The organism is Vibrio furnissii CIP 102972 (assembly GCF_000176175.1).
GTDB lineage: Bacteria > Pseudomonadota > Gammaproteobacteria > Enterobacterales > Vibrionaceae > Vibrio > Vibrio furnissii.
This window is the reverse complement of the sequence record NZ_ACZP01000018.1, coordinates 258323-276251: the sequence shown is the minus strand read 5'-3', so window position 1 is coordinate 276251 and position 17929 is coordinate 258323. Positions and strand designations below refer to the sequence as shown.

The 17929-nt window shown below is 50.6% G+C and carries 14 protein-coding genes and 1 tRNA gene; 6 read left to right on the top strand and 9 right to left on the bottom strand.

What is annotated here, in order from left to right:
* Positions 1–399: 399 nt before the first annotated feature.
* The 3 genes from VFA_RS20120 to VFA_RS20110 all read right to left on the bottom strand — a co-directional run bounded on the left by VFA_RS20120 (position 400) and on the right by VFA_RS20110 (position 3303).
* Positions 400–1665 carry an HD-GYP domain-containing protein gene (locus tag VFA_RS20120; RefSeq protein ID WP_038152628.1) on the bottom strand — a complete coding sequence of 422 codons (1266 nt, stop codon included), beginning with the start codon at positions 1663–1665 and terminating at the stop codon, positions 400–402.
* Positions 1666–1778: 113 nt separating this feature from the next.
* Positions 1779–2183 (bottom strand): VOC family protein, encoded by a 405-nt coding sequence (locus VFA_RS20115; RefSeq protein WP_004728695.1) that lies wholly within the window; start codon positions 2181–2183, stop codon positions 1779–1781.
* 157 nt (positions 2184–2340) lie between these two features.
* A complete protein-coding gene (locus tag VFA_RS20110) occupies positions 2341–3303 on the bottom strand; it encodes an isopenicillin N synthase family dioxygenase (RefSeq protein ID WP_004728694.1) in 963 nt (320 codons plus the stop codon).
* Positions 3304–3753: 450 nt separating this feature from the next.
* On the opposite strand from VFA_RS20110, the gene VFA_RS20100 reads away from it, so the two are divergent.
* Positions 3754–4182, top strand: a complete 429-nt coding sequence (locus VFA_RS20100) for a DUF7282 domain-containing protein (protein ID WP_004728691.1) — start codon at positions 3754–3756, stop codon at positions 4180–4182.
* A gap of 531 nt (positions 4183–4713) precedes the next feature.
* Here the strand turns inward: VFA_RS20100 and VFA_RS20095 are convergent.
* Positions 4714–4798, bottom strand: a tRNA-Leu gene (locus tag VFA_RS20095).
* A 143-nt stretch (positions 4799–4941) separates the two neighbouring features.
* Entirely contained in the window at positions 4942–6315 is a 1374-nt protein-coding gene (locus tag VFA_RS20090) for a GGDEF domain-containing protein (RefSeq protein ID WP_004728690.1), read from the bottom strand.
* A gap of 278 nt (positions 6316–6593) precedes the next feature.
* Here VFA_RS20090 and VFA_RS20085 point away from each other — a divergent pair, with 278 nt between their 5' ends.
* Entirely contained in the window at positions 6594–7067 is a 474-nt protein-coding gene (locus VFA_RS20085; RefSeq protein WP_004728689.1) for an RDD family protein, read from the top strand.
* Positions 7068–7127: 60 nt separating this feature from the next.
* Here VFA_RS20085 and lptG read toward each other — a convergent pair whose 3' ends face one another.
* Together lptG and lptF are read right to left on the bottom strand one after the other, a co-directional pair.
* Positions 7128–8198 carry an LPS export ABC transporter permease LptG gene (gene lptG / locus VFA_RS20080; protein WP_004728688.1) on the bottom strand — a complete coding sequence of 357 codons (1071 nt, stop codon included), beginning with the start codon at positions 8196–8198 and terminating at the stop codon, positions 7128–7130.
* A 3-nt stretch (positions 8199–8201) separates the two neighbouring features.
* Positions 8202–9305 (bottom strand): LPS export ABC transporter permease LptF, encoded by a 1104-nt coding sequence (gene lptF, locus VFA_RS20075; protein WP_038152624.1) that lies wholly within the window; start codon positions 9303–9305, stop codon positions 8202–8204.
* Between the two features lie 191 nt (positions 9306–9496).
* On the opposite strand from lptF, the gene pepA reads away from it, so the two are divergent.
* The 3 genes from pepA to VFA_RS20060 all read left to right on the top strand — a co-directional run bounded on the left by pepA (position 9497) and on the right by VFA_RS20060 (position 14484).
* Complete coding sequence (gene pepA, locus VFA_RS20070) at positions 9497–11005, top strand: leucyl aminopeptidase (RefSeq protein ID WP_004728686.1); 1509 nt, start codon at positions 9497–9499, stop codon at positions 11003–11005.
* Positions 11006–11080: 75 nt separating this feature from the next.
* The gene (locus tag VFA_RS20065) at positions 11081–11530 is read left to right on the top strand and encodes a DNA polymerase III subunit chi (protein WP_004728685.1); all 450 of its coding nucleotides are present in this window, start codon (positions 11081–11083) and stop codon (positions 11528–11530) included.
* Between the two features lie 92 nt (positions 11531–11622).
* Positions 11623–14484, top strand: coding sequence for a valine--tRNA ligase (locus VFA_RS20060; protein WP_004728684.1), 2862 nt, complete (start codon positions 11623–11625; stop codon positions 14482–14484).
* An 81-nt stretch (positions 14485–14565) separates the two neighbouring features.
* Here VFA_RS20060 and VFA_RS20055 read toward each other — a convergent pair whose 3' ends face one another.
* Together VFA_RS20055 and VFA_RS20050 are read right to left on the bottom strand one after the other, a co-directional pair.
* Positions 14566–15528, bottom strand: coding sequence for a D-2-hydroxyacid dehydrogenase (locus VFA_RS20055; RefSeq protein ID WP_004728683.1), 963 nt, complete (start codon positions 15526–15528; stop codon positions 14566–14568).
* 45 nt (positions 15529–15573) lie between these two features.
* Positions 15574–16311: an RluA family pseudouridine synthase gene (locus VFA_RS20050; protein WP_038152636.1), complete on the bottom strand. Its 738-nt coding sequence runs from the start codon at positions 16309–16311 to the stop codon at positions 15574–15576.
* A 305-nt stretch (positions 16312–16616) separates the two neighbouring features.
* On the opposite strand from VFA_RS20050, the gene VFA_RS20045 reads away from it, so the two are divergent.
* Positions 16617–17888, top strand: a complete 1272-nt coding sequence (locus tag VFA_RS20045; protein ID WP_004728681.1) for an Nramp family divalent metal transporter — start codon at positions 16617–16619, stop codon at positions 17886–17888.
* Positions 17889–17929: the final 41 nt, after the last annotated feature.

The window sequence follows — 17929 nt, the reverse complement described above, 5'->3', positions numbered from 1 at the left end:
ACTCAGTTCATTGATACCTAAGTTGATTCTTTAGAATCATCTTTGATTATCATCAACGAGTGCCCACACAGATTGATAGGTTTATATTGTTAAAGAGCTTTGCTTTTCGAAACTTTCTTCTCGAAGCGGAGGTGCATTCTAGCGAGATAACTGAGCGTGTCAAACACTTTTTTCAATTTTCTTTTTTAGAAGCTTTCACCTCGATGACAACCGCTGAAGCCTTGTGGCGTCTGCCGTGTCAGTGAGGCGGCATTATAGAGAGTTGCTTAAACTTGGCAAGTACAAAAAGGCATTTTTTTATAAAAAAACGTTCGTTTGACCAATAATCAAACGAACGCCTTTTTATGCAGATCTTATCTTCAAGATGAGCACACTTTACTCACAAATTCCTGTGGATAACTAGTCGTCGCTATCAAAAAAGTACGAAATCCTCGAACGTGGATTGAGATATTCACGAATTTTATCCGGTAATTTATTTGGCAAGATCGCACTGACGATTTTAATGTCTTTATCAGCAAGGTCGATAATCGGTGCTTGAGTGCGCGGCACTGACGGATCGTAGATCAGTACATTCGGAAACAGCAGGCTTTTCGCGTTAACGGAAATGACCAGCCCAATCATGTCATTGGACAACTGCACAACGGTCCCCGGCGGAAACACCCCCATGAACTTCACCAGTATGTTCAGATTATCGTGATTATAAAGATGCTTGCAGTTCTTATATAAGTGGGACAGTGCTACATACGGAATCTTTTGCTCAGACGGAATGTTGGGATGACACAGATTATCAAAGGTATTGGCGACTGCGACCACTTGCGCCAACTCATCAATCTCCTCTTCTTTTAATCCTTGCGGATACCCCGACCCATCGTTGAGTTCGTGATGTTGCTCGATCACCTTCATCGCACTGGCAGGAAAGTGTTCGGTACTCGCCGCGATTTCCATGCCGTATTTGGTGTGCAGTTTGAGATAATTCTTTTCCGGCTCATTGAGTGGTGTTTGTTTACGAACAATCGCACTGGGCACACGAATCTTACCGATGTCATGAAATAAAGAGGCAAACGCGAGTTCTTTGATTTTTTCAGCCGGGTAATCTTTGGCTTTACCGATCATCATGGCGATGACCGAAACGTTGAGTGAATGAAAGTAGATATCTTCAAACTCACTTTTGCTGTTCATCAAATGTAGGGTCACACTATCGTCGCTCAATAATTTCTCGACGATGTCTTCAACCAATTGCGCCGCTTCATCGACGGCATCTTGTGGACGATTGCGGATTTTGTTCATCACGGCACGCATGCGAGCAAGCGAGCGCTCGAACTCTTTCTCACAACTGATCACGCGGCGACGATACGCACTGAGCTTTTCTATGCGCTTTTGTTTTTCCTGCCACAGCTTATCCGCTTCATCATGAATCGCTGCGTTTGATGCGTCACTTTCTGCCGCGTCCACACTCGGCTCGCTATTCGGCGGCAAAGGGGATGTGTCACTCTGCGCAGGATTAAGAAACACGTGCTGAATCCCCAGATGCTTGATCAGCATGATCTGTTCCTGCGTTTTGATTTTGAAGCTGTTGAGTAGAAAGGGATGCTCATTCCATTTAACTGGCAAACGAATATGTAAGCCTGGCTGCAACCTATCTACCGTGATCTTTATGCTCGCCACAATTTACCAACACCTTTACTTGGAAATTTTTATTATTTTAGAAGAAGTTGATAACAAGATCATCAATGCAACATCGTGCTTATATGCCACAATGTGATGCCTTTCACCCTCCATCAACCAAACTCACAATTGATGATCCAACGAATCCCAAACTGATCTTCCACTTTGCCGCAGCGCGTCCCCCAGAATGTATCGGCTAACGGCATCATGATCTTTCCGCGCTCAGCCAATCGATCAAACAAAATCAATTGTTGGTCGAGGTCATCCATCACCAATGACAACGCAATTTGATTGTCGACCAGCTGTTGCGCGGCAATGCCGTCAGACAACATCAATTTCATGTGTTGGGTAATCAACTCAGCATGCATGACCCAATTGGGGTTCACCCCTTCAATGTGTTTGGGAGATTCATGAAAATAACGTTTGGTCAGCACGTATCCATCGAAACACTGACAGTAAAAATCCAGCGCCTGCTCGCAACGACCAGAAAAAAACAAATAAGGTGTTAGGATAAACATACCCACCTCCATCACTCTTTTCTTGAAGCATAGACGATCCCTCAACGCTGCTCCTCATTGCTCCGTGAGATCGCAAGCCGTAGTTGCTGGCATGCCTTGATGACGAATGAAGAGGACGATTTATTTACCGCGGCCAAACGACCGCGACAAAAATGCCTTAAACTGCGGTGCTTTCACGCTCACGACGATAAGCGTAAGTTTCTGTAAAACGAGACACGATCCAATCACCGGCGGTGATTACTGGATAGCCCCCCTGCCCCGCTTTCTCTGCCAAGCAAGAGGCTAAGGTGACGATCGGCGTGTCGAAATCAGGTTCGACAAAAAACGGCATCGAAAAACGCGAACGTCCGTGAGTTGGGCTCGCGACTCGGTGCTTGGTTGAACGGTAGATATCATTGGTCCAGCGCTGCATCAAATCGCCAATATTGACCACAAAGCTGCCCGCGACCGGTGGGGCATCCATCCATTCATCTTGTGTGTTCAACACCTGCAAACCACCGCTCGCATCCTGATAGAGTAACGTGATACACCCATAGTCGGTATGCGCTCCAGCACCATTGGTTGCTTGGGTCTGGCTTGGGTAGTGCAACATGCGCAATACCGAGATCGGTAAATTAAAGTGCTGGGTAAAAAAATCTTCCGCTTCGTTCAGCGCAATGGCCATCGCTTTGAGAATCCGCAGCCCGACATCGAGAGTCAGCGAATAATGCTGATTCATCGCCTGCGTAAACCCTGCAATGTTCGGATATTGGTTTGGGCCATAGAGCGTTGGACAACGCGACACTTGAGAATGGTAAGGGGAGAGATCCAACGCCATATCAAACGACTCTTTACAATCGAGCTCTCCCTGCGGGTCGAGTTTCTCCGCACTTAACCGCCCCCAGCCTCGATGGTTCTGGCTGTTCTCAATCGATATGCGTTGCTTTTCCGTTTCAGGTAAACGGAACAACGTGTCCGCCATCGATTCAATGCCATCAAACTGAGCTTGAGGGATACCGTGCCCCACCACATAGAAAAAACCTAGCTCCCGACACGCTCGGTCGATTTGGTCAATCACGGGTTGCCAATCGTTGCGATTGGCAGAGTGGAGCGGCGAAATATCGATAATCGGCAATGACATACTGTTTCCTTGTTGTCTGGCTTCCGTCATCCATACGGACTGAAGCATCGAGAGTGATGTGAATGGGTTAAGCAAAAAGCTGACCAATCAGCCAACTTCTCATCAGCAACCAGAACATAACGTTTTGAGAAATACGACGAGGCCAGCTACGCACCGAAAAGGTACAAACACCATTGGCATTGCACCAATTTGGCAGCGCCGGCATCGCGGTTTCCCCCTGACCTCATCATTCTAAATCGCAGATATTCACTTTTGGTTACATTTCAACCTAAACCAAACTTCATGAATAAATTCAATCACCAAGCCGTACATCACGGTAATTTTCGCTCGGGGAATCGCCCCCGTAGACAATTTATTCCAACTCAAAGCGTCAGCCGCTCGTATCAGTTGATTGTTGGTCGATGTAACGCTGACACACACAAACATCTCACTCTACAACGGATACCCATTATGAAAACTCATTTACTCAGTTCAGCCAAAACATTGTGTCTTGCCTTGTCACTGCTCGGCGTCTCCTCTTTTGCGCTTGCAGGGCATCACCTCGGGGTCAAAGGAACGGATCAGGATATGTCTGGAGGCACCGTGACCGCCAATATGGTCATGGCCGGAGAAAATGGCTGGATGGTCGTGCATCGTACCGACAGCAACATGAAACCGGGCCCCGTCGTCGGTTATGCCCCGCTGAAGAAAGGCAACAATCAAAACGTCACCGCTATTTTGACCGAACCTGTGAAATCGGGAGAGATGTTCATGCTGATGCTGCATGGTGAAACTGGTGGCATGAAAACCGGCGTGTTTGAATATACACTCGGCGCCAAAGCTGACGGCCCAGTGAAGGAAAATGGTCAATTGGTCATGGCGGTGGTGACTGCTCAGTGATCTGACGTTGATAAAAATGGGCACACGATGCCCATTTTTTTATGCCCGCGATAGACAGCGCTCATTCTGGCTTGCGCTCAAGCCGCCACGCCGAAAAACATCGTTTTTCTTTCATTCAACGAACCTCGACACATCAGAGATTACCGCTGAAATTAACGGCGCCCAAAACAACGAAAGGCCGCTATAACAGCGACCTTTCTAAATCATGCTACCGATGGACGGACTGACCGGGCTTGCGCTCAAGCCGCCACTCCGAAAAACATCGTTTTTCTATCATTCAACGAACATCGACACATCAGAGATTACCGCTGAAATTGACAGCATCCAAAACGACGAAAGGCCGCTATAAAAGCAGCCTTTCTAAATCATGCTACCGATGGACGGACTGACCGGGCTTGCGTTCAAGCCGCCACTCCGAAAAACATCGTTTTTCTATCATTCAACGAACATCGACACATCAGAGATTACCGCTGAAATTGACAATGCCCAAAACGACGAAAGGCTGCTTTGATAAGCAGCCTTTCTAAATCATGGTACCGATGGGCGGACTTGAACCGCCACTCCCGAAGGAAACGGATTTTGAATCCGTCGTGTCTACCAATTTCACCACACCGGCATCTTAGGGTATGTCCCTTTGATGGTTGGCCATTATACGGAAGAAACGGCTTGGCGCAATAACAAAATATTGAAAACTAAATCGTTTGCTGAATATTTCGCCATGACGGCCATTTTCCGTTCACATGGCGCCCTCAGCCCTTGCTATTCCTCAACCAATTGCTGCACTACGCAATTGCGGCCCTGCGCTTTGGCACGGTACAACGCCATATCTGCGCGACGAAAAATGGCGGTTTCATTATCCATCGGTTGATAACACGTCACACCAAGACTGATTGTAAAAGCAGGCAGGCCATCCAACTGCAGCGCTTCCATTTGTGCTCGCAGGGTTTCTGCGAGTGTATACGTCGTGTCGATGTCCTGCATCGGGAGCAAAATCGCGAACTCTTCGCCGCCGAGTCGAAATAAGGTGTCTGTCGCGCGAATGCGTTGTTGCAACTGTTTGACCAATTGTTGCAGCAGTTGATCCCCGACCTGATGGCCGAATTGATCGTTCACCTGTTTGAAGTAATCCACATCCAACACAATCAGGCCAAACGAATAGCCACCGCGCTGCGCCAAACCAAGCTGCATCTCAATTTGTTCGTCCCATTTATGCCGATTGTAAGCACCAGTCAGTTTGTCCTGAGTTGCCAAGGTCAGCAGTTGTTTTTCGATTTGCTCGCGACAGGTAATTTCCTGCGCCAATCGAGACATCACCACTTTGATGTCGTGTTCTAGTTCAGCCAACTCATCGTTGGTCTTCACCTGTTCGGCAACCTCAACCGCGAACGCTTCACCGTGATCCAACGAGGTATTAAGGGTTTTGATCTCACCTTTGATGCGTTGAATGCGCTGTAAAATGGCGCGCACAATGTATACCGTCAGCAATAGCCCGAGCACCACCGCACATAATCCCAACAAAAAGCTGACCAACAAAAAATCTTCCTCGTGCTGCTCAGTGTAGAGCGCATCATTGCTGGTCATGTCCCTGAGTTGTTGCAAAATCGTATTCTCAGCGTGTTCCAACGCTTTCGCCATCGCTTCCATATTCGCACGTTCCGCCTCACTGAGACTCTGGCGATTAAAAACCTGCGCCAGATGCTGTTCAAACACGGCACTTTGCTCGGCGTAGCGTTCGATGGCCCGCATGACGTCTTGATGATCTTGTTCATCGAGCACAATTTTGTGTGAGTGAAGGTTTTCGGCAATCAGCATGACGGCACGATCCAACAAGTTTTTCAGTTTTTGTTGTTGGAAAATCAGTTGTTGATGAGGGGTGCGAGCCTGATGACCGCGTTGGCGTTCAAGTTGAAACTGTTCAAATTGCAGATGTTGTTCGAGTTCGATGAATTCCACCTGGCGCACGATTTGATTCAGCGGAATATCAAGATAAGCGACCTCACGCATCTCCTTTTCAATCCGCTTAATTTTGTAGCTGGAGTAAACGATGACGCATAACAGAAACGACAACAGCAGCACAAACAGACCACCAATCTTCTGTTTGATCGAAGTGTGAGACCAGTTAAAGACAGACATGAGAAACCTTGCCATACGATGTGAGAACTCGGTCGATGCCCCTTTGCACGTGACATTCACAGAGCACCATTCGGCCGAAAAAGAAGCGTTTCATTCTACCCCGCTCGTGGCGTGTGACAAGGTGTCTACCGCCGTATTTTCGACCTTTCTCAGATGACCCAGCACGCTCTGAGAATGGGGAAAGTTGACGCCGATTGATGAAGCTGTGCGACAGCTCTCTTTTCAGCATAGCGCTCAGCCGATATGCTTGCCGCCTTTATGAAAGACGAAAGGTTGTTATGAGCACATCAACTCTGCCCCCTGCGGGACTGTTTCGCCGTCTTGGCGCCCTGTTTTATGATTCACTGGTGGTGATGGCTATCTTAATGATTGCTGGCGGTGTGGTGGTGGCCGTGCTGGAAGCACTGGTTGCTGCGGGGCTCTTCAACTATGCGCCTTATCAAGATGCCGGCGATCTCCTGACACGTCATCCGATCTGGAACCCGGTTTACACGCTCTATCTGGCGGCATGCTGGCTCTATTTCTTTGTCTACTTCTGGACGCGTGGCGGACAAACGCTGGGCATGCGTGCTTGGAAGATTGTTGTGCGTAACACAGATGGTCATCGTATCAGCACGACCCAAGCCCTGATTCGACTGGCAACCTCGCTCTTTGGTTTGGGGAATTTGACTGTGCCACTGGATCCGAAAAAGCGCGCGTTTCAAGACATGTGGGCAAATACAGAAGTCGTGGTGCTCCCGAAAGTGCGTTAACACGCCATCGGCCAAACGGGCACAGACAAAAAAAGGAAGGCCATGCCTTCCTTTTTCGTTTTACAATTTTCGTCTCAGGAGCAACAAGGCAATACTGAGGAACACGATGCTCGGCGCCACGGCACCAAACACCGGTGGAATGCCATACACCAAACTGAGCGGGCCGAAAAATTCACTGGAAATATAGAAGGTAAATCCAGCGATCACCCCAGACAAAATCCGCGCGCCCATGGTCACGCTACGCAACGGACCAAAGATAAACGACAGCGCCATCAGCATCATGACAGCAATCGAAAACGGCTGCGTGATCTTACGCCAAAACGCCAATTCATAACGCGATGCATCTTGCTCGGACGCCTTCAAATAATGCACGTAATCATACAAACCGCTCAGTGCCAGTTCTTCCGGCTTCACTGTCACCACGGCCAACTTGTCCGGCGCCAGTGACGTCTCCCAACGGTATTCTGGCAACGACTGTTTGGTGATCACCACGTCGTCGTTCATGTCGGTCACTTCCACATCTTTCATCACCCAACTGTTACCGCCGAGGTAATCGACCTGCTTGGCAAAAATCACATGGCGCAGTTGTTTGTGTTCGTCGAACCGCCACATGTTCATGCCGTAAAGGCGATTGTCATCAATCTTTCCGATGAAGATAAAGTCGTTGATATCACGCGCCCACACCCCGGTACGCACCGAGAGAATCTTACCGCCAGAGGTGGCAAAGGCACGCAGGTCACGCGCTGCTTTTTGCGCTTGTGGCGCGCCCCACTCCCCGAGCAGCGTGATGATGATCATCAGCGGCACCGCCGTTTTGAGCACCGACAAACCAATGTCTAATTTCGAGAAACCCGCGGCCTGCATGACCACCAGCTCAGAGCTGGCCGCCAACGCACCCAGACCGATCAGCGCGCCCAACAGCGCGGCCATCGGGAAAAACATTTCGATGTCCCGGGGAATACTCAATACCACAAACAGCAAGGCCTGCATCAAATCGTAGGTACCGTCACCCACTTTGCGCAGCTGTTCGACGTATTTAATAATGCCAGACAACCCCACAAACGTGGCCAACACCAGCATAGTGGTTGCGATAATGGTCCGGCCAATGTACCAGTCAAGAATCTTAAACACGACTTACGCCACCTTTCTCTTCTGTTTTATTTTGTCTTTGAATTTTCTTACCGGAACACTGTCGAGCGTATTGGCAATGATCGCCGAAATCAGCAGGGCCGCATTGATGGGCCACATGCCAACGATGGCCGGAATCGACCCATCTTCCAGTGCCGACTTGGTCGCACTGATGGCCAAAAAGTACGTCAGATAAATCAGGATCGCTGGCCCCATTTTGGCAAAACGCCCCTGACGCGGGTTCACCGCCGACAGCGGCACCACCAGCATGGTCAGCAAAGGAATACACACCACGAGGGAAATACGCCATTGCAATTCGGCTTGCGCACTACGATCTGCATTCTTGATCAGTTCCAACGTCGGAATCGCTTCCCAGTCACGGCCTTTCTCTTTCACCGCGCGCTGGCCAATCAAGCCTTCATATTCATCAAACTTGGTGACCATGTAGTCGACGCGTGTCGGCACACCTTCATAGCGCGTCCCATTGTACATGGTGATCACTTGGCGACCGTCGCTCAGCTCTTTAACATCGCCCGCATCGGAAAACATCACACTCGGTAAAATGGACTCACGCGGCGTCAACTGGGCAACGAACACATTGCTCAGTTTTTTATTTTCGATGTTGTCGATGAACACCACGGACGAGCCATCGGGTGAGCGCTGGAATTGGCCTTTTTGCAGCAAATCGACGCTGTTTTCCGCCGCCAATTGTTCCATCACCGACTGAACTTTGTCTTGGCTCCATGGCGATAACCACAGGGCGTTGAAACCGGCAAGACAAGACGTAATGACGCCAAGGTACAACGCCGCGCGAATCAGAAACTTGTTCCCGATCCCGGTCGCGTTCATCACCGTGATTTCACTTTCCGCGTACAGGCGTCCGAAGGTGAGCAGTATCCCGATGTACAGACTCAAAGGCAGCATTAATAGCCCCATCGCAGGCATGTTCAAACCCACGATAGATAGAATTAAGCGAGCTGGAATTTCGCCATCAGACGCATCGGCCAAAACGCGAATAAATTTTTGGCTCAGAAACACTAAAAACAGCACGAAAAAGATTGCTAATTGACTTTTTAGTGTCTCGCGGATCAAATATCTAACAATAATCACGCTGAAATAACCTATGCAAAACTTGTTTTTTTGATTGAATCACTATAATTTCCCGTTGAACCTTTTATTTTTTAAAATTTCGCTATGTGTTAGAGCGCTTACACAAAGGGTAGATCCGATTAAGGATTCAACAAGTAAGAACGCATTATCTAACATTTAGTTCTATTTGTCTTTAGGATGTAGGAGTACGCATGGAGTTCAGTGTTAAAAGTGGTAGCCCTGAAAAACAACGTAGCGCATGTATCGTTGTCGGAGTCTTTGAACCACGCCGCCTTTCTCCAGTAGCAGAACAGCTAGATAAGATCAGCGACGGCTATATTAGTTCACTGCTTCGCCGCGGTGATCTAGAAGGTAAACCGGGGCAGATGCTACTGCTGCATCAAGTGCCAGGTGTCCTATCTGAGCGCGTATTGTTGGTCGGTTGCGGCAAAGAGCGCGAACTGGGTGAACGTCAATACAAAGAAATCATTCAAAAAACCATCAGCACCCTGAATGAAACGGGTTCGATGGAAGCCGTATGCTTCTTGACTGAACTACACGTCAAAGGCCGCGATACCTACTGGAAAGTACGCCAAGCCGTGGAAGCGACCAAAGATGGCCTGTACACCTTTGATCAATTCAAGAGCGTGAAGCCGGAAACCCGTCGTCCGCTACGTAAGCTGGTGTTCAACGTGCCGACTCGTCGTGAACTGAGCCTCGGTGAGCGCGCAATCACTCACGGTCTGGCCATTGCGTCAGGCGTGAAAGCGTGTAAAGACCTTGGCAACATGCCGCCGAACATCGCTAACCCAGCTTACCTAGCGTCTCAGGCTCGTCGCCTGGCTGACGATTACGAAACCATCACCACCAAAATCATCGGTGAAGAAGAGATGGAAAAACTGGGTATGAGTTCATACCTGGCTGTGGGTCGCGGTTCGAAAAACGAATCCATGATGTCGGTGATCGAATACAAAGGCAATCCTGATGCAGACGCCAAACCGATCGTGTTGGTGGGTAAAGGGCTGACCTTCGATTCAGGCGGTATCTCACTCAAACCGGGTGAAGGCATGGATGAGATGAAGTACGACATGTGTGGTGCGGCATCGGTATTCGGTACCATGAAGGCGATCGCGAAACTGAACCTGCCACTCAACATCATTGGTGTACTGGCGGGCTGTGAAAACATGCCGGGCAGCAATGCGTACCGTCCGGGTGACATTCTGACCACCATGTCCGGTCAAACTGTCGAAGTCTTGAACACCGACGCTGAAGGCCGTCTGGTGCTGTGTGATGCCCTGACATACGTTGAACGCTTCGAACCAGATTGCGTCGTCGATGTGGCTACACTGACAGGCGCGTGTGTGATTGCACTGGGTCATCACATCAGCGGCGTCATGGCGAATCACAATCCACTGGCGCACGAACTGGTGAATGCCTCTGAACAAGCGAGTGACCGTGCATGGCGTCTTCCGCTAGCAGACGAGTACCATGAACAGCTGAAAAGCCCGTTTGCCGATATGGCGAACATCGGTGGCCGTCCTGGCGGCGCGATCACAGCAGGTTGTTTCTTGTCTAAGTTTGCCAAGAAGTACAACTGGGCACACGTTGACATCGCGGGCACCGCGTGGCGTTCTGGCGCAGCCAAAGGCTCGACGGGTCGTCCGGTCTCGATGCTTGTCCAATTCCTGCTCAACCGCAGTGGCCAAGAGACCGAGGAATAAACCTCATCCATGAAAAGGGCCGCAAGGCCCTTTTTTGTTTTTCCCAGTTCACCCCACAAGGAGACACGGTTCACCATGGCCACCGCTACGTTTTACATCGTTCGACCCGACTCGCCGCAAGCCACGGCAGCCGGTTTTGAAGCGTATGTTGTGTTTCTGAGTCAGCACTTTGCTCGTCAGGGGGCAAAAGTGTATTTACAGTGCGCGACGCAACAGCACGCTGAACAGATTGCAGAGCGATTCTGGCAAGTCGAAGCCAAAGACTTTCTGGGCCATAATCTGGTGGGGGAAGGGCCGAAATACGGCACCAATATTGAAATTGGCCATGTGGGGGTGAAACCCTCTTGGAACCGACAGCTGGCAATAAATTTGGCCGATAATCATACAACCTTTGCGAAGGCCTTTGCAGAGGTGGTAGACTTCGTCCCCAACGAAGAAAATGCGAAACAGCGGTCTCGCGAGCGTTATAAGTTGTACCGTCAGGCGGGTTATCAACTGCAAACCATCGAGATCCATTATCCGTAGCGGTTCATCCTTATAGTTAAGCTCTCTTTGCAAGAGAACTCACTTATAGCGATTGACCGAATTAACCATCAAAGTATCCATTAAAGAGCACTATGGAAAAGACATACAACCCAACATCCATCGAACAAGATCTGTATAAGACTTGGGAAGAGAAAGGCTACTTTAAGCCTCACGGTGACACATCAAAAGACGCGTACAGCATCATGATTCCGCCACCGAACGTCACTGGTAGCCTGCACATGGGTCACGCCTTCCAAGACACCATTATGGATACCTTGATCCGTTGCCAACGCATGAAAGGTAAAAATACGCTGTGGCAAGTGGGTACGGACCATGCGGGTATCGCAACTCAGATGGTTGTTGAGCGTAAGATCGCTGCCGAAGAAGGCAAAACCAAACACGATTACGGTCGTGATGCGTTCATCGACAAAATCTGGGAATGGAAAAACGAATCCGGTGGCACCATCACCAAACAGTTGCGTCGCCTAGGTGCGTCTGTCGACTGGGACCGTGAGCGCTTCACCATGGATGACGGCTTCTACAAAGCGGTTCAGGAAGTGTTCGTTCGTCTGTACAAAGACGACCTGATCTACCGCGGCAAACGCCTGGTCAACTGGGATCCAAAACTGCACACCGCAATTTCGGATCTAGAAGTTGAAAACAAAGATGTGAAAGGCCACATGTGGCACTTCCGCTACCCGCTGGCTGATGGCGTGAAAACGGCTGAAGGCAAAGACTACATTGTGGTCGCCACCACACGTCCTGAAACCATGCTGGGCGATACCGGTGTTGCGGTTAACCCAGAAGATCCGCGTTACAAAGATCTGATCGGTAAAGAGATCATTCTGCCGCTTGTGGATCGTCGCATTCCTATCGTGGGCGATGAGCACGCGGACATGGAAAAAGGCACCGGCTGTGTGAAAATCACACCAGCGCACGACTTCAACGACTACGAAGTCGGTAAGCGTCACCAGCTACCCATGATCAACATTCTGACTTTCGATGCGAACATTCGTGATGCAGCCGAAGTCTTCAACTCAAACGGCGAAGCCAGCACCGCTTACGGCACTGAGATTCCTGCGAAATACCAAGGCATGGAGCGTTTTGCTGCGCGTAAAGCGATCGTGGCAGAATTCGACGAACTGGGTCTGCTGGAAGAAATTAAAGATCACGACCTGACCGTGCCTTACGGCGACCGAGGTGGCGTGGTGATCGAACCGATGCTGACGGACCAATGGTACGTACGCGCAGGCATTCTGGCAAAACCAGCGGTTGAAGCGGTTGAAAACGGCGACATTCAATTCGTACCGAAGCAATACGAAAACATGTACTTCTCTTGGATGCGTGATATTCAAGACTGGTGTATCTCGCGTCAACTGTGGTGGGGTCACCGCATTCCGGCGTGGTACGACGCACAAGGCAATGTTTATGTTGGCCGCAACGAAGACGAAGTGCGCGCAGACAACAACATTCCTGCGGATGTGGCACTGAGTCAAGATGAAGACGTACTGGATACTTGGTTCTCTTCTGCACTGTGGACCTTTGGTACACTGGGCTGGCCAGAGAAAACAGACGCGCTGAAAGTTTTCCACCCATCCGAAGTGTTGGTGACCGGCTTTGACATCATCTTCTTCTGGGTTGCCCGTATGATCATGATGACCATGCACTTCATCAAAGATGAAGACGGCAAACCACAAGTGCCATTCAAAACCGTGTACGTAACCGGTCTGATCCGTGACGAAAACGGCGACAAGATGTCGAAATCGAAAGGCAACGTGCTGGATCCGATCGACATGATCGACGGCATCGATCTTGAGTCACTGGTGACCAAGCGCACGGGTAACATGATGCAGCCGCAACTGGCGGCGAAGATCGAGAAGAACACACGTAAAACGTTTGAAAACGGTATCGAACCTTACGGTACTGACGCACTGCGCTTTACGCTGGCCGCAATGGCATCAACTGGCCGCGATATCAACTGGGATATGAAGCGTCTGGAAGGTTACCGTAACTTCTGTAACAAACTGTGGAACGCAAGCCGTTACGTCATGATGAATACAGAAGAGCAGGATTGTGGCTTTGGCGCAGGTGCTGAGCTGGACTACTTGCTGGCAGACAAATGGATCGAATCTCAGTTTGAACTGGCTGCCAAAGCGTTCAACGAGCACATCGACAACTACCGTCTGGATATGGCCGCGAACACGCTGTACGAGTTCATCTGGAACCAGTTCTGTGACTGGTACCTAGAGCTGACTAAACCGGTACTGTGGAAAGGCAGTGAAGCGCAGCAACGCGCAACACGTCGTACCCTGATCACCGTATTGGAAAAAACGCTACGTCTGGCTCACCCAGTTCTGCCATACATCACTGAAACCATCTGGCAAAGCATCAAGCCACTGGTTGATGGTGTGGAAGGCGATACCATCATGCTGCAGGCGCTGCCTCAGTTTGATGCGGCGAACTTCCACCAAGACGCGCTGGATGATATCGAGTGGGTGAAAACCTTCATCACCGCGATTCGTAACCTGCGTGCCGAGTACGACATCAACCCAGGTAAACCACTGGATGTGATGCTCAAAGCCGCAAGCGACAGCGATGCTGCGCGTCTGGAAGCGAACAAACAAGTGTTGATGTCTTTGGCGAAACTGGAAAACGTTCGCGTGCTGACTGCCGGTGAAGAAACACCCGCGTGCGCAACAGCACTGGTTGGCAAGTCTGAATTGATGATCCCAATGGCGGGTCTGATCGACAAAGACGCTGAGCTGGCACGTCTGGCGAAAGAAATCGCCAAAACCGAAGGTGAAGTGAAACGCATCGAAGGCAAACTGAGCAACGAAGGCTTTGTTGCAAAAGCGCCAGAAGCGGTCATCGCCAAAGAGCGTGAAAAACTAGACGGTTACAAAGAAACCTTGGTGAAACTGGCTGAGCAGCAAGCGACCATCGCGGCGCTGTAACACAGACCTTCACCCAAGCAAAAGGCAGCGAATTCGCTGCCTTTTTTATTGCCTTGCGTTGACGCTGTAGACACGCGCAGGTCAAACAATACGATTCTGCTGGCGACCTTCAACAAACGCCTGAATGTTGTCGATCAAAATATGGGCTAACTGCTGAATCGCAGAATCACTGCCCCACGCCACATGTGGCGTCAGCAGCAAATTGGGTAAGTCCATATTGGCAACCAACGGATTGGTGATGTCTGCGGGCTCCTGAGTGAACACATCCACCCCTGCCCCGGCAATCTGGCGTCTTTTCAACGCATCCACCAGCGCCACTTCATCCACTAAACCGCCGCGCCCCGCGTTGATCAGCAGCGCGTTCGGTTTCATCTGCGCCAGCTCCGCTTCACCAATCAGATGGTGGGTGGCTTCCGTTAACGGACAATGCAGCGTCAGCACATCGGCTTGTTGCAACACTTGCTCAAACGGCGTGTAGCCTGCGCGGCAAGTCGACACATCTTTGTGTTCCGCAAACAACACCGTCATGCCCAGCGCTTTCGCCAGTGTCGCGGTGCCTTGCCCCAACGTGCCGCCACCGACCACACCCAGCGTGCTGCCCGCAATGTCCCCAATCGGATGGGTAAAGAAACAGAACTGCTTGTTGCGTTGCCATTCACCAGCGGCAATATCGTGGTGATAGCCCATCAGATTCCGGCGCAGAGCAAACATCATCGCGACCACATGCTCAGGCACCGACTGGGTCGCATACCCCTGCACGTTGCACACCGCAATGTGGTGGGCGCGGCAATAGTCGATATCCACGTTGTTGAACCCCGTGGCAGACACCGCAATTAAGCGCACTTTCGGCAATTGCGCCAAGATCGCAGCGCTCAGCACCACTTTATTGGTGATCACGATTTCTGCCTCTTGCAGGCGCTCGATCACCTGCTCCGGCGCGGTGAAATCAAACTCTTGCCAGCGATGGGAAAACGTCAGTGCAGGCACATGAATGTGGCGGGGAATCGTTGCGCGATCGAGGAATACAACAGTGGGTAAAGCCATAATTTCTCCTTTGCCTACCCACTGCCATCAATGACACATGATCGATTAAGGACGGGGTAGTTTTTTATAATCCGGCAATTTTCGCTCAGGATCGAAATGCTGCAATATCTCTTCCTGCGCTTCGGGATAGAAGTCACACGGAACAAAGATCGAACGTAACCAATGACTGCGAGGATGATAAAAGCTCAGCTCCGCGGCATGCAACGCCAGTCGATCAGTAAAATCGATCGCTTCTTGCGGCGCGTAAAACTCATCGCCGACAATCGGATGCCCGAGAGCCTGCATGTGCACTCGCAGTTGGTGTGATCGGCCAGTAATCGGCAGCAGGCGCACCACGGTGGTGTGCGCTTCACGTTTGACGACCTGAAACAATGTCTGCGATGGTTTCCCTGTTTCATGACAAACCATCTGTTTCGGGCGATTTGGCCAATCGCAAATCAGCGGCAGATCGATCTCGCCTTCATCCTGCGCCATCACACCCCACACGCGAGCGTAATAAATTTTATGCGTCAGACGATATTGGAACTGTTTCTTGAGCGCCGCTTCCATGTACTTGTCTTTGGCAAACAGCATCAGCCCCGAAGTCGACATGTCCAAACGGTGCACCACTTGAATCTCCGGGTATTGCGCTTGCAGGCGGCTCCACATGCTATCGTGGTGCTCCGCCAGACGGCCCGGCACGGAAAGTAAACCGGACGGTTTGTTTACCGCCAGAATGTAGTCATCCTCAAAGACCACATCAATCCACGGATCCGTTGGTGGGTGGTACTCGGTCATTGCCATAAATTTCTCTCGCAAACGCGCTGATAATAAAAAACGGCGCATTATATACCCAACATCACCTCTGAATCACGCCTTGGTGTCGCGCCAGCCGCGGCGCCCCCGCCATCACAGCGCCACTTCACGCTTGATACCGCCCTTTCATGACGTGAACAAAAAGTTACGCCGAAGTTGTAAGTATAAATTGACACTAACAATCAATGTGATATTGATGAAGGGTATTGACAAAAAAATCAGCCAATCCCATGCAGGACAAGGCGAATCATAAACACAATCAAACACAACATAACAATTCATAAGGAACAAGAATGGAAAACGCCGTCCCTTATTCATCCGAACAACGGCTCTCTTTACCTCAACTGCTTCGATCTTTGGGTCCGGGCATCATGATGGCTGCTGCTGCCGTTGGCGGCTCTCATCTGGTGGCTTCGACCAAAGCGGGGGCCATTTATGGCTGGCAACTCGCGATCCTCATTCTGCTGGTCAACCTGTTTAAATACCCCTTTTTCAAAGCAGGCGTTCAGTACACCATGGGCACAGGCGACAGCTTGGTCGAAGGTTACGCCAAAATGGGCAAACCTTACCTGTGGATCTTTGCGGTTCTGGCGGTGTTCTCCGGCATCGTCAACACCGCAGCGCTGCTGATGTTCAGTGCCAGCTTGCTGAGTTACTTCATTCCGTTTGAGCTGTCGTTGCCGGTGTTGTCTGGCATCGTGCTCGCCACGTGCCTCATCATTCTGTTTGCCGGTCACTACCGAGCGCTGGATACGCTGTCGAAGGTGATCATGGCGGTATTGACCATCGCGACGCTGCTGGCCGTGGTGATTGCTGCCGCTAACCCAGCACCCGCGACTGTCGTTGCCGAAGCGCCATCGCCGTGGACACTGGCAGCCATCGGCTTCTTGGTGGTGACCATGGGCTGGATGCCAGCCCCGATTGAGATTTCATCCCTGACGTCTGTGTGGCTGAAAAGTCAATGTCGTCACCAACGCGTCACACCGCAATCGGCGCTATTTGACTTCAACGTCGGCTACATTGGCACCGCGATTCTGGCGATTGTCTTCCTCGCGCTGGGTGCGTTGGTATTGCATGGCAGCGGTGTCGAACTGTCGAAATCTGGTGTGGGCTTCTCGCATCAGTTGGTCGGTTTGTATGCCTCCACCATCGGAGAGTGGTCACGCTACCTGATTGCGGTGATCGCGTTCTTCTGTATTTTCGGCAGTACCATTACGGTGATTGATGGCTACTCACGCGTGATTGCCGAATCACAGCGTCTGCTGAAAGAGCAGCCAGAGCAGAGCCCGAAAGTGTTACAAGGCTGGATGATTCTGGTCTCGGCGGCGGCCCTGGCGATCATCATGTTCTTCGCGTCAGCGCTGATGCCGCTTCTCAACTTTGCGATGATCATGGCGTTCATGACCACGCCCGTATTTGCCTTGCTGAACTACATTCTGGTGACGCGCACGGAGCTGCCGCAAGAGCTGAAAGTGGGTCCGAAGCTCAAAGCGCTGTCGATTCTCGGCCTGATTTACCTATTTGGTTTTCTGGCGCTGTTCATCTGGTGGCAGTGGTTGATGTAATCGCTAGCTCACCGACACAAAAAAGGCCTTCCGTTGGAAGG